This window comes from Pseudomonas sp. ASL8 (genome assembly GCF_056680355.1).
Window position 1 is genome coordinate 1,074,813 of sequence record NZ_CM155278.1, and the last position, 13,326, is coordinate 1,088,138.

General features: G+C 58.8%; 10 protein-coding genes and 1 tRNA gene. 1 reads left to right on the plus strand and 10 read right to left on the minus strand.

Annotated elements, in window-relative coordinates; genetic code table 11:
- Positions 1-52 precede the first annotated feature (52 nt).
- Positions 53-139, plus strand: a tRNA-Leu gene (locus tag AC1MEA_RS04885).
- A gap of 129 nt (positions 140-268) precedes the next feature.
- Here AC1MEA_RS04885 and AC1MEA_RS04890 read toward each other — a convergent pair.
- The 10 genes from AC1MEA_RS04890 to AC1MEA_RS04935 form a co-directional block, all read right to left on the minus strand.
- A complete protein-coding gene (locus AC1MEA_RS04890; RefSeq protein ID WP_449634015.1) occupies positions 269-2,203 on the minus strand; it encodes a methyl-accepting chemotaxis protein in 1,935 nt (644 codons plus the stop codon).
- A gap of 162 nt (positions 2,204-2,365) precedes the next feature.
- Positions 2,366-3,658 carry an adenylosuccinate synthase gene (locus AC1MEA_RS04895; protein WP_219062433.1) on the minus strand — a complete coding sequence of 431 codons (1,293 nt, stop codon included), beginning with the start codon at positions 3,656-3,658 and terminating at the stop codon, positions 2,366-2,368.
- Between the two features lie 54 nt (positions 3,659-3,712).
- Entirely contained in the window at positions 3,713-4,900 is a 1,188-nt protein-coding gene (locus AC1MEA_RS04900; protein WP_219062432.1) for an ATP phosphoribosyltransferase regulatory subunit, read from the minus strand.
- A gap of 291 nt (positions 4,901-5,191) precedes the next feature.
- Positions 5,192-6,061: a protease modulator HflC gene (gene hflC / locus AC1MEA_RS04905; protein WP_219062431.1), complete on the minus strand. Its 870-nt coding sequence runs from the start codon at positions 6,059-6,061 to the stop codon at positions 5,192-5,194.
- Entirely contained in the window at positions 6,061-7,233 is a 1,173-nt protein-coding gene (gene hflK / locus AC1MEA_RS04910) for an FtsH protease activity modulator HflK (protein WP_480916988.1), read from the minus strand. The genes hflC and hflK overlap by 1 nt, the downstream gene beginning before the upstream one ends.
- A 96-nt stretch (positions 7,234-7,329) precedes the next feature.
- Positions 7,330-8,631 carry a ribosome rescue GTPase HflX gene (gene hflX / locus AC1MEA_RS04915; RefSeq protein ID WP_480916989.1) on the minus strand — a complete coding sequence of 434 codons (1,302 nt, stop codon included), beginning with the start codon at positions 8,629-8,631 and terminating at the stop codon, positions 7,330-7,332.
- 12 nt (positions 8,632-8,643) lie between these two features.
- On the minus strand, positions 8,644-8,904 hold the full coding sequence (gene hfq, locus AC1MEA_RS04920) for an RNA chaperone Hfq (RefSeq protein WP_219062428.1): 261 nt from the start codon (positions 8,902-8,904) through the stop codon (positions 8,644-8,646).
- Between the two features lie 92 nt (positions 8,905-8,996).
- The gene (gene miaA / locus AC1MEA_RS04925) at positions 8,997-9,968 is read right to left on the minus strand and encodes a tRNA (adenosine(37)-N6)-dimethylallyltransferase MiaA (RefSeq protein ID WP_480916990.1); all 972 of its coding nucleotides are present in this window, start codon (positions 9,966-9,968) and stop codon (positions 8,997-8,999) included.
- A complete protein-coding gene (mutL, locus tag AC1MEA_RS04930) occupies positions 9,968-11,905 on the minus strand; it encodes a DNA mismatch repair endonuclease MutL (protein ID WP_480916991.1) in 1,938 nt (645 codons plus the stop codon). The genes miaA and mutL overlap by 1 nt, the downstream gene beginning before the upstream one ends.
- Positions 11,902-13,314: an N-acetylmuramoyl-L-alanine amidase gene (locus AC1MEA_RS04935; RefSeq protein WP_449634065.1), complete on the minus strand. Its 1,413-nt coding sequence runs from the start codon at positions 13,312-13,314 to the stop codon at positions 11,902-11,904. The genes mutL and AC1MEA_RS04935 overlap by 4 nt, the downstream gene beginning before the upstream one ends.
- Between the last annotated feature and the right edge of the window lie 12 nt (positions 13,315-13,326).

The window sequence follows — 13,326 nt, forward strand, 5'->3', positions numbered from 1 at the left end:
TGTAGTTGAAAGTAAACAATAGCTTAACAGCTGCTGTTGAACCCAACGAACTGCCCAGATGGTGAAATTGGTAGACACGCCAGCTTCAGGTGCTGGTGACCGCAAGGTCGTGGAAGTTCGAGTCTTCTTCTGGGCACCAATTCAAACAAAACCGAGCCCCGTGCTCGGTTTTGTGTTTTCTGCGTTTGAGATTCTAGATCAATCATCAGAAGCCGCCACCTCAGGGTGCGCTTGGCGCACCCTCTTCTAATTCAATAGTTCCGAGCTGTTAAGCGCGGAACTGACCCAGGCTTGCCTTCAATTGTGCAGCCAGACCATCAAGCACCTTGCCGCTGGCGGTGGTTTCTACAACCGCCTGAGCCGCGCGCTGAGCCTGAGCATGGATAACTTCCACTCGCCCCCTCACCGCTTGTGCACCTTGCGCCTGATGCGCCGCAGCCTCGGTTGCAAGACCTATTGCGGCATGAACCTGCTCTACCGATGCCTGCACCGTCAATTGCAGCTTGGCGCTGTTGCGCAGCACTGCCAGACCCTCGCTGGCCTGCCTGCCCGCCAGACCGATGGCCGCCACCGCTTCTTTGGCACCCTGCTGCAAGGCCCCGATATGCGCCTGGATATCGCCCGTGGAGCTTTGGGTCTTGCTGGCCAGCGCTCGCACTTCGTCTGCCACCACCGCAAAACCACGACCCGTCTCACCCGCCCGCGCCGCCTCGATTGCCGCGTTAAGGGCCAGCAAGTTGGTTTGCTCGGCGATACCGTGAATAACCGTCAGCACCACTTCAATCTGTTCGCTTTGCTGGGCCAGACGCTCAATGACCTTGGCGCCGGTATCGACCTGCCCCGCCAGCGCCTCGATCAAGTTACCCACCTGCGTTGACGTCCGCGTGTTTTCGTCGGTTGCCACTCGAATATCGACAACCTGCTTCAAGGCCGCCTGCATCGCATTACTTTCTGCCTGAGCCTCATCCGCCATCTGCGAAAGGGCTTTGAGACTGGCGGCCACTTCATCTCGCTGCAACTCAGCCGCCTTGCCCGACCCGGCGTTACGCAGGCTCAAGGCGCCAATTTCCACCCCGGTACGCTGCGCCACATCCCCCGCCTCACGCACGATAGGTTGAAGCTTGTCGACAAAGCGATTGACCGCTGACGCCATGTCACCGATTTCGTCGTTACTGTTGAGCTGCACGCGCTTGGTCAAGTCGCCTTCACCGGCTGCCAGATCATCCAGCGCTGCAATCAGCAGATGCAATTTGCTCACGACCCGACGCCCGAGCACCACGGCCAGCAGTAGCAATACGCCGAAACCGACCAGCGCCAGCCCCAGACCAATCCTCCAGCGCAATGTCGCTGCCGCCTCCTGGACCGTGATGCTGGTGTTGGCGGCCATTGCCGTGGCTGCGGTTTGAGCCGCCTGTAAACGCGTACGCAACGCTGCGGAGCTATCGGCCGCCGCACCTACCAGACTGTCGGATACCAACTGTTCGCCGCCGACAATTAATGCGGAGAAGCGTTTATCCAGAGCCGCAAGATCCTGCTCGACCGCTGCCGTGGAAACCCCCATCAACACCTTGCCGATCTCGACGCCATTGGGACTGATCGTGGCCTCGACGTAATACACCGAAGGATCATTCTTGGCGGCGTTCAGGACTTTATCCATCGCCCGATCACCCTCCCCTTTGGCGAGCAAGGCCTTGATCTGCGGGCTATCGCGATTCAGATAACGCGTCAGGTGCTCACCTTGAGCATCGTCATAGATGACAAACAGCACATTCGGATTGCGCTGAGCGCGGCGGGCAAACTCCGACAGGGTCGGCGTATCGTTATCCCACATGGCACGCGGGGCGACCGCCGCCAGCAACTGCGCCATATCATTGGCCGAGTCTTTGAGGTCCTTTTCGAGCGTGCCGCGCAGTTGCGCCTGCTCATCCTCCAGACGCGATGACAGGCCTGCACTCAGGCGCTGACGGGTGCTGGATGACAATGCATCCAGACTGGAAGTAACTTCCCGACTCGCTTGCTCCAGCTCCGCAGACAGGTGTTGCGAATCTACACCCAGTCGAGTGGCCAAATCAGCCTCAAGCGCCGTCACCGTGCTCCGGGTCAGAGCAACCGCGACCAACACCTGCACCAAAAGGGCGACACCCAGGGCAATGAACACAGGCCGCAGCAAGCGGCTACGTAAAAGAGAAAGGACGGCAGACACGGGATTATTCCTCTACTACGGATGCCATTAAAATGATGGCACTCTTTGGAACGATAATTACAGCAAGCGCCGTGCCGCGCCAGCACTAACCGATAGGCAGAAACGACAAAGGGCCACATAAGTGGCCCTTTGTCGCATTCCAGTAACTATTTCAACGATTTATCAAGCAAACGGATGACGCAGCACGATGGTCTCGTTGCGGTCCGGGCCAGTGGAAATGATATCGATCGGCGCGCCGACCAACTCTTCCACACGCTTGATATAAGCACGGGCATTTGCTGGCAGCTCTTCCAGGGTTTTAGCGCCCAAGGTCGATTCGGTCCAGCCCGGCATTTCTTCGTAAACCGGCATCAGGCCGATGTAGCTGTCAGCATCGGTCGGAGCATCGATCACTGCACCATTTTCGTTCTTGTAACCGATGCAGATGTTGATGGTTTCCAGACCGTCGAGCACGTCGAGCTTGGTCAGGCACAGACCGGAGATGCTGTTGATCTCGATTGCGCGACGCAGGATGACGGCATCGAACCAGCCGCAACGGCGAGCGCGACCGGTGGTTGCACCGAACTCGTGACCGCGCTTGGCCAGGAACGCGCCAACATCGTCGAACAGCTCAGTCGGGAAAGGACCCGAACCGACGCGAGTGGTGTAAGCCTTGGTGATGCCGAGGATGTAATCGAGGTACATCGGACCAAAACCAGAACCGGTCGCGATGCCACCAGCGGTGGTATTGGAACTGGTCACGTACGGGTAAGTACCGTGATCGATGTCCAGCAGCGAACCCTGCGCACCTTCGAACATGATGTCTTTGCCTTCGCGGCGCATTTCATGCAGCGCAGCAGTGACGTCGAGCATCATCGGCTTAAGCAGTTCAGCGTATTCCATGCACTCGTCGAGTGTTTTCTGGAAGTCGATGGCCGGCTCTTTGTAGTAATTGACCAGAACGAAGTTGTGGTAATCGAGCAGCTCGCCGAGCTTGGCCGCGAAACGCTCGCGATGGAACAGGTCACCGATGCGCAGACCGCGACGTGCGACCTTGTCTTCGTAGGCCGGGCCGATACCACGACCGGTCGTACCGATCTTGAGCTCGCCACGGGCCTTCTCGCGCGCCTGATCCAGCGCAACGTGATAAGACAGGATCAGCGGGCAGGAAGGGCTGATACGCAGACGCTCACGTACCGGAATACCCTTCTCTTCAAGCTTGATGATTTCTCGCATGAGTGCGTCAGGCGCAACCACCACACCGTTACCGATCAGGCACTGCACGCCTTCGCGCAGCACACCGGACGGAATCAGGTGCAATACGGTTTTTTCGCCATCGATGACCAGGGTGTGACCCGCGTTGTGGCCCCCTTGGTATCGAACTACAGCGGTAGCATGTTCGGTCAGCAGATCAACGATCTTGCCTTTGCCCTCATCACCCCATTGGGTGCCCAGGACTACGACATTCTTACCCATAACACTTGTCCTCATTCGCGCAAACTTGGTGCCGGCTGCGGCCGACAGGGAAACTCAAGAAGCCAGCGGCACTAACTGCCAAAGCCCATCATGCTGAATCAATTGCTGGTCACAATCGGCTTCGCGCGCGGCAGACACGGGCTGCCCAGGCAATGCCTGAACCACACGATGGCCTTCGCTACGCAATTGGCAGACCTGCTGCCAGAGTGCCGCATCAGTACTGTCCGGCATCCAGATACCGCCAGACGGTAGCTCGATGTCCGCACGCCCCAGGGTGACCAGGGTTTTCAAATCCGTGGAGAAGCCAGTAGCCGGGCGTGCCCGACCAAAGTCCGCGCCGATGTCATCATAGCGACCGCCCTGGGCGATCATCTGACCGACGCCCGGCACGAACACCGCAAACACGACGCCGGTGTGGTAGTGGTAACCCCGTAACTCACCGAGATCGAAGTACAGCGGCAATTGCGGGAAGCGCGCGGAAAGGCGCTCGGCAATCGCCAGCAAATCATCCAGGGCAGCCAACACCGGAGCAGGCGCGTGGGCCAGTCGATCACGAGCGGACGCAAGCACTTCACGACCACCACACAAATCGACCAGCGCACGCAGCATTGCAGCCAGATCAGCTGGCAAATCAGCGGTGAGCGCGATGACTTCGTCTATCGCCTTGCGCTGCAAAGCGTCGAACAACAGCTGCTCGACCTCGCCAGACAAACCGGCGGCACGTGCCAGGCCACGGTAAATACCGACATGGCCCAGGTCCATATGCACATCAGGCACGTCGGCCAACTGCAGCATAGTCAACATCAGACTAATGACTTCGACATCGCTGCTCGGGCTGGCATCGCCGTACAACTCGGCGCCCAACTGAATCGGGCTACGCGAGGACGACAAGGCTCGCGGCTGCGCATGCAACACGCTGCCGGCATAGCACAAGCGGCTCGGCCCTTCGCGGCGCAAGGTGTGCGCATCGATACGCGCCACTTGCGGCGTGATATCGGCACGGAAACCCATTTGTCGGCCTGATTGCGGATCGATCACCTTGAAGGTACGCAGATCCAGGTCCTGGCCCGCGCCCGTAAGCAGCGACTCCAGGTATTCGATATGCGGGGTGACGACGAACTCATAGCCCCAGCTCTGGAACAGATCCAACACCTGACGGCGCGCCACTTCAATGCGCGCCGCTTCCGGCGGCAGTACTTCTTCGATGCCATCTGGTAGCAGCCAGCGGTCAACCGTTGCCATTACGCCAATCCCCTATGATCCGGGCGGCCAGCCCTGAGGGCGAGCCTTGAGTGAAGCAGAGTGCGGTCACATTCTGAGTGCTTTTACGTGCAAGCCCAACAGAACGAGCGGTCCGAGACCCGCTTTACAGACCGCTCTCCTCGAAAAACCTTGCCCAGCGTTTTACCACGCCATGGCCAATCAATCGTGCAGACGCAAAAAAGCCGGGATTTTCCCGGCTGCCGCATCATACACACGTTTTCCTAAACGATCACCCCGCCAGGCGCTTTTGCCGCCCGGCGGGTGAACCGATTACGGCTTGGATTTTTCCAGATAACGGAAGAAATCGCTGCTCGGGTCCAGCACCATCACGTCGCTTTTGTTCGCGAAGCTTTCACGGTAGGCGCGCAGGCTACGGTAGAACGCGTAGAACTCCTGATCCTGACCGTAGGCCTTGGCGTAGATCGCGGACGCCTGGGCATCGCCATCACCGCGAGCTTCTTCAGACTCACGATAGGCTTCTGCCAGGAGAACCCGACGCTGACGATCGGCATCGGCACGAATGCCTTCTGCCAGCTCGTTACCTTTGGCCCGATGCTCACGCGCTTCACGCTCACGTTCGGTACTCATCCGCTCGAAAACGCTGCGGTTCACTTCTTTAGGCAGGTCAATGCCTTTGACCCGGACATCAATAACTTCAATGCCCAGCTCTTTGCTCGCCATCGTGTTGAGCGAAGCGGTGATATCCGCCATCAACGCATCACGTTCACCCGACACCACTTCATGCAAGGTGCGCTTGCCAAACTGATCGCGCAGCCCGGATTCAAGACGGCGTGACAGACGTTCATCAGCGATCTGCTTGAGACCGGAAGTCGCAGTGTAGAAACGCTCGGCGTCCTTCACTCGCCACTTGGCATAGGCATCAACCATGACGGCTTTCTTTTCCAGCGTCAGAAAACGCTGCGTCGGTGCATCGAGGGTCATCAAGCGCCCGTCGAACTTGCGCACCTGATTGACGTACGGAACCTTCACATGCAGACCTGGCTGGACGTCCGCCTGGACGACACGGCCGAATTGCAGCAAGACCGCACGCTCAGTCTGAGCAACGATGTAGACGCTATTCCAGGCAACGACCGCCAGCACGACACAAACAATCAGGGCGATCAGCGATTTATTGCTCATCAGCGACTCTCCCTTGAACGCGCATCGTGCTGCTGTTGAGCCTCGGTCGCAGCACGTGCGCCGATTTCATTGGCAGCGGCAGGTGCGCCGGTTGTCGGAGCAGTGGTGCTACGACCGCTTTCGATCATCTTGTCCAATGGCAGATAAAGCAGATTGTTCTGCCCTTTGTTGCCACCGGTCACGAGAACCTTACTGGTGTTGCTGAATACTTCTTGCATGGTGTCCAGATACAGACGCTCACGCGTCACCTCTGGAGCCTTGCGGTACTCGACGACCAGCTTGGTAAAACGATCAGCTTCACCCTTGGCACGGGACACGACTTCATCGCGATAGCCATTGGCATTTTCGACGATACGCTGAGCCTGACCACGCGCTTCCGGAATCACACCGTTAGCATAGGTTTCAGCCTGGTTACGCGAACGCTGCTCGTCTTCACGGGCGCGAATCACGTCATCGAACGCTTCCTGAACTTCACGCGGTGCCGCAGCGCTTTGTACGTTCACCTGGGTCACGGTGATGCCGGTGCGATACGTATCGAGGAAGCGTTGCAGACGCTCCTTGATCTCGCTGGCCATCAACTCACGACCTTCAGTCAGCACCTGATCCATCGCAGTGGAACCCACTACGTGGCGCAAGGCGCTCTCAGTCGCATGTTGCAGACTGATTTCCGGCTGATCGACGTTCAGCACGAAATCTTTCAGGTTGGTGATTTTGTATTGCACAGTCAGCGGCACTTCGACGATGTTTTCGTCTTCGGTCAGCATCTGCCCTTGCTTGCTATAGGCACGCTCACGCGTGACGTTTTCCATGTACTTACGATCGAATGGCGGGAAATAGATATTCAGACCCGCACCGACAGTTTCGTAGTACTTGCCGAAGCGCAGCACTACGGCCTGCTCCTGCTCATCCACGACATAGATGGCGCTATACAGCCAGACAGCCGCGATGACGACCAGACCAATGCCGAGCAGACCTAAACCGCCGCCCTTGCGTTGACCACCGTCTTCACCGCCACCACGTTTCTTACCACCACCGAACAACCCGTTCAGGCTTTCCTGCAGCTTTCGGAAGGCCTCGTCGAGATCCGGTGGCCCCTTGCGGTCGCCGCCCTTGCGCTTACCACCCCAAGGATCCTGATTATTCGAGTTGCCACCCGGCTCATTCCAAGCCATAGCGCTCTCCATCTGATAAAGCAAAGACGCGCCCACGGCGCGCCGACCAATGCTACAGAATGCCTGTGTCCGCGGCACAACCGCTTTCTCAGGCTTTTATTGCAAAGTGTGTTGCTCGATGAATTCCTGCGGCTGCATTCCTTCGCGACTCACCAGGCGATTGAACTCAACACGCGGCAAACGTACCGCCAACAGACTCCCGCCTTCCTCATCATGCTCTTCGCTTTGAACCGCGCCCAACTTGAAGAACTGAGCACGCAGTCGAGCAAAACGCTGAGGCAAGCGCAAGGTGCCAACGAATAAATCATCGCCCAGCAGCTCAGCCACTGCTTGTTTAAGCAGATCCAGCCCTCGACCATCGCGGGCAGACACCCAGACCCTCTGCGGCTTGCCATCGGCATCGCGCTGAATCTGGGGCTCTACCCCTTCAAGCAAATCGAGTTTGTTGTACACCTCGAGGATCGGCAAGCCATCCGCACCGATCTCGCCCAGCACCGCCATCACCTGTTCAATCTGCGCCATGCGCTCAGGTTCATGGGAATCGATAACGTGCAGGAGCAAATCGGAGTTGCTCGACTCTTCGAGCGTGGAGCGAAACGCCTCGACCAGTTTGTGTGGCAGATGGCGAATGAAACCTACCGTATCAGCCAGCACGATCGGCCCAAAGTCATCGAGTTCGAGACGACGGAGGGTGGGATCGAGGGTCGCAAACAGTTGGTTTGCGGCAAACACATTGGAATCGGTCATCGCATTGAACAGCGTCGACTTGCCGGCGTTGGTATACCCCACCAGCGACACCGAAGGAATATCGGCACGCTTGCGCCCACGACGGGCCTGGTCCCGCTGACTGCGGACCTTCTCCAGACGACTCTTGAGTTGCCGCACCCGCACCCGCAACAAACGCCGGTCGGTTTCCAGCTGGGTTTCACCCGGACCGCGCATGCCGATACCGCCGCCCTGTCGCTCCAGGTGGGTCCAGCCACGAACCAGACGAGTACTCATGTGATCAAGCTGAGCCAGCTCGACCTGCAACTTGCCTTCATGAGTACGCGCTCGTTGCGCGAAGATATCCAGAATCAAACCGGTGCGATCAAGCACGCGACACTCGAAAACACGTTCGAGGTTGCGTTCCTGACTGGGCGTGAGGACGTGATTGAAAATCACGATATCTACGTGCTCGGCTTTGACCAGGTCGCGAAGCTCCTCGACCTTGCCGCTGCCGATCAGGTATTTAGCTGTTGGCCGATGACGCGGCACGCTGACAAACGCGACGGTCTCGGCGCCAGCAGAAATTGCCAGCTCCTGAAACTCCTGCGGATCTTCACGCGCCTCAGGGTCCTGACCATCCAAGTGAACGAGAATGGCCCGTTCACCACCACCGTGGCGCTCAAAGAACAAAGCAGACTCCTATCAGGCGTTACCTGGCTCAGCGTCGCCCAGCTCCGTTTCGGCTGCGCTAGGCAGGCGAATTGGACGAACTGGTACAACGGTAGAGATAGCGTGTTTGTAAACCATTTGGCTGACGGTGTTTTTCAGCAAAATCACGAACTGGTCAAAGGACTCGATCGTGCCTTGCAGCTTGATACCGTTAACCAGATAAATCGAAACCCCAACCTTCTCTTTACGCAAAGTATTCAGGTAAGGGTCTTGTAGCGAATGCCCTTTTGACATGTGCCGCACTCCTTTAAGGATCAATAGAAAAAAATAGTAAGCAAATTGACTTAGGCCGCCACCCCCCAAGGATAGACGGCAATTGCACGGTATCAGCTCAATATGGAGACCGATGCCATGTATTTCAAGGCACGTGGCAGATTGTCGCAAGCCAGACTGTCCAGCCACTGCAAATCTGCCCAACTACGCAACCAGGTGAACTGCCGTTTGGCCAACTGGCGCGTGGCAATAACGCCCCGCTCCTGCATCTGGTCCCACGTCAGCTTGCCATCCAGATGATCCCAGACTTGGCGATAGCCCACGGCTCGCATCGACGACAACCCCGCATGCAGGTCACCTCGTGCTCGCAGAGCTAGGACCTCGTCAACGAACCCCTGTTCCAGCATGTGTACAAATCGTTGCGCGATACGGTCATGCAGTACGTGGCGATCCGCCGGAGCGATGGCCAAGTTTGCGACAGTATAGGGCAATTGATGACGTCCCGAAGCGGCTGCGTCAGTACTTTGCGCAGTTTGTTGCTCGCGATGTGCGGTCATGCTCAATCCACTCACCCGATAAACTTCCAGAGCCCTGATCAGCCGCTGCGGATCATTGGGATGAATTCGCGCCGCCGACACCGGATCAACCTCGGCCAACTGATCATGCAAGTCCTGCCAGCCTAGCGCGGCGGCCTCGGCTTCGAGCTGCGCACGAATGCCCGCATCGGCGGGCGGCATATCCGCCAACCCTTCCTGCAATGCCTTGAAATACAACATTGTGCCGCCCACCAGCAGCGGAATATTGCCGCGCGCAGTGATGTCGGCCATCGCGGCCAATGCATCGGCGCGAAATTCGGCAGCAGAATAGCTTTGCACGGGGTCAATAATGTCGATCAGGCGATGGGGGAACTCGGCCAACAGCTCTTTGGACGGTTTGGCGGTGCCGATGTCCATGCCGCGATACACCAACGCCGAATCGACGCTAATCAGCTCGCAGGGCAGAACCTTGGTCAGCTCAATGGCCAGATCGGTCTTGCCAGCAGCGGTGGGGCCCATGAGGAAGATAGCAGGGGGCAAAGCACTCATCAGCGACCACGCAGGAAAAGTTTGTCCAGATCGTCCAGACCCATTTGGGTCCAGGTCGGTCGACCATGGTTGCATTGGCCACTGCGCTCGGTGTTTTCCATGTCGCGCAGCAACCCGTTCATCTCCGGCAGGGCCAGACGCCGATTGGCGCGAATCGCACCGTGGCAGGCCATGGTCCCCAGCAGTTCGTTGAGGTGCGCCTGAATCCGGTCACTGGTGCCGTATTCCATCAGGTCAGCCAACACGTCATGCACCAGCCGATTGGCTTCGGCTTGCTTGAGCAACGCCGGGATCTGCCGAATCGCCAGGGTTTCCGGGCCCAGCCGCTGTAGCTCGAAGCCGAGGCGCTGGAACCAGGCGACGTGTTCTTCGGCGCAATCGGCCTCACGCTGACTGACTGCAATGGATTCCGGGACCAGCAATGGCTGGCCGCTCAGCCCTTCGCTGGCCATGGCGATTTTCAAGCGTTCGTACATGATGCGTTCGTGGGCGGCGTGCATGTCCACCAGCACCAGGCCGTGGGCATTTTCCGCAAGGATATAAATCCCCTTGAGCTGCGCCAGGGCATAGCCCAGCGGCGGGATGTCGTCCTGTGAGCCCGGCAAAGGTGCCGCACCGCCTTCAGGCAGCGGCGCGAAGAACTCGCGATACGCACTTTGTGCCTCGGCCGTCGGCAGTGGCGCGGAGGTGCGAGGCGAATACTGGTATTGATAGCCAGCGCCTGAACCCGAGCCCGCCGGCCGCACGTAAGGTTCGGCCTGTGGCTGCTCCAGCAGATTATTAGCCAGGCGCATTTCGCCCTGAGGGCCGAACTCACCCGCATCCGGGCCGCTCGGACGGATCAGCGCAGTCACCGGAGCGGTACCCGCCAGCTGATTTTCCGGCCGGACATCGCCTAGCGCACGGTGCAGCGTGCCATACAGGAAGTCGTGCACCATGCGCCCGTCACGGAAGCGTACTTCGTGCTTGGTCGGGTGCACGTTAACGTCGACCACTGCCGGATCGACCTCGAAAAACAGGACGAAGGTCGGGTGCCGACCATTGAACAGTACATCGCGATACGCTTGCCGCACCGCATGGGCGACCAGTTTGTCGCGCACTGCACGGCCGTTCACGTAGAAATATTGCAAGTCTGCCTGACTACGGGAGAACGTCGGCAAACCGACCCAGCCCCATAAATGCAGACCGTTGCGCTCAACCTCGATCGGCAGCGCCTGCTCCAGGAAGCCTGGACCGCAGATAGCGGCCACACGCCGGGCACGAGCGTTGTCATCATTCGCTTCGTGCAGGCTGAGGATCGTCTTGCCGTTATGCCGCAAATGAAACGCGACATCGAAACGCGCCAGCGCCATACGCTTGATCACTTCTTGCAGGTGATCGAACTCGGTTTTTTCGGCCTTAAGGAATTTGCGCCGCGCCGGGGTGTTGAAGAACAGATCGCGGACTTCGACTGAAGTGCCCACCGGATGCGCGGCGGGCTGCACTCGCGAGGCCATGTCGCGGCCTTCGGTTTCGACCTGCCATGCTTGGTCGGCATCACGGGTGCGTGAGGTCAGGGTCAGGCGCGCCACCGAGCTGATCGACGCCAGCGCCTCACCGCGAAAGCCCAGGCTCATCACCCGTTCAAGGTCTTCCAGTTCGCGAATTTTACTGGTTGCGTGCCGTGCGAGCGCCAACGGCAAATCATCAGAGGAAATCCCACCGCCGTCATCACGGACGCGCAACAGCTTGATCCCGGCCTGTTCAACATCGATATCAATGCGTTTCGCGCCGGAATCGAGGCTGTTTTCCAGCAGCTCCTTGATCACGGATGCAGGACGCTCGACCACCTCACCGGCCGCGATCTGGTTCGCCAGCCTCGGGCTCAGCAACTCAATCCGCGCCCGGCTATTGATCTCAACGCTGTCGATCACACCATCCACTATCGACTCGCTCATGGCTGAGCTGCCAACGCATTGCTCGGGATATCCAGCCGCTGCCCCACTCTGAGCTCATCGGAGCTCAGGCTGTTGGCATTACGTAGGGTCGCCACGCTCACCTGGTAACGAACCGCGATCATGGCCAGCGTCTCACCCGCGCGAACCGTGTGGTCGCGCGGCCCCTGGACGATCTTGCCACTGTCCCGCAGCCAGGCGATATAGGTGCCCAGCGGCGGATTCTGTTGGAAGAACTGCTTCACACCCGAACTGATCGAGCGCGCCAATGCCTGCTGATGAGATGAGCCTGCGAGTTTCGCCGCTTCCTCCGAGTTGGAGATGAAGCCGGTTTCTACCAGGATCGATGGGATATCCGGAGATTTGAGCACCATAAACCCGGCCTGCTCGACCCGGGATTTGTGCAGCGACGTAACGCGCCCAATATTGCTCAGGACTTTCTGCCCGACATTGAGGCTGGAAGACAACGAGGCGGTCATGGACAAGTCCAACAGCACCCCGGCCAGCATCTTGTCCTTGTCGTCGAGGCTTACGGCGCCAGCGCCACCGATCAAGTCGGAACGGTTTTCACTGTCGGCCAGCCAGCGCGCGGTTTCGGACGTTGCACCGCGCTCGGACAGGGCGAATACCGAAGCACCGAACGCGGCCGAGGACGGCGCGGCATCGGCGTGGATCGAAACGAACAGGTCGGCGCCCTTCTTGCGGGCGATCTCCGTGCGTTTGCGCAACGGAATGAAATAGTCGCCAGTACGCGTCAGCTCGGCGCGGTAGCCTTTCTCCGCGTTGATCTGGCGCTGCAATTCCTTGGCAATGGACAGCACGATGTCTTTCTCTTTCTGACCTCGTGCACCGCCCGCGCCAGGGTCTTCGCCACCATGGCCGGCGTCGATGGCGATCACGATGTCGCGCTTGCCATTGGGCACAGGCACCAGCCTGATCTCAGGCTTGGCCGGACTGATGGGCGCAGCAGGTGCTGTGTTGGCCGCGGTATCGGGCACGACCGGGTTCGCCTCGGCGTCCTGATCGAACAGATCAACCACCAGACGGTTGCCATATTGCTGATTGGGAGCAAGGATAAAGCTTTTCGGGTTTACGGCCTTTTTCAGGTCGATGACCACGCGCAAGTCGGTCGGCGTGCGCTGAGCCGAACGCATGCTGGTGATCGGGGTATTGGCCGTAGATATCTTCAACGGCGCCGCCAGCGTCGCGCCGTTGATGTCGATAACCAGACGATCAGGTGATGTCAGGGTGAAAACACTGTGCTGGACCGGCCCGGACAAGTCGAAAACCAGCCGAGTGTTGTCCGGTGCACGCCATAAGCGAACACTTCGTACCTGTGTAGCGGCTAACGCGTCAACAGCCAGCGCCGTCAGCAGCAGACCTACAACAGTAACCAGCGCGCGCATGCGCATACCTAACCCCAT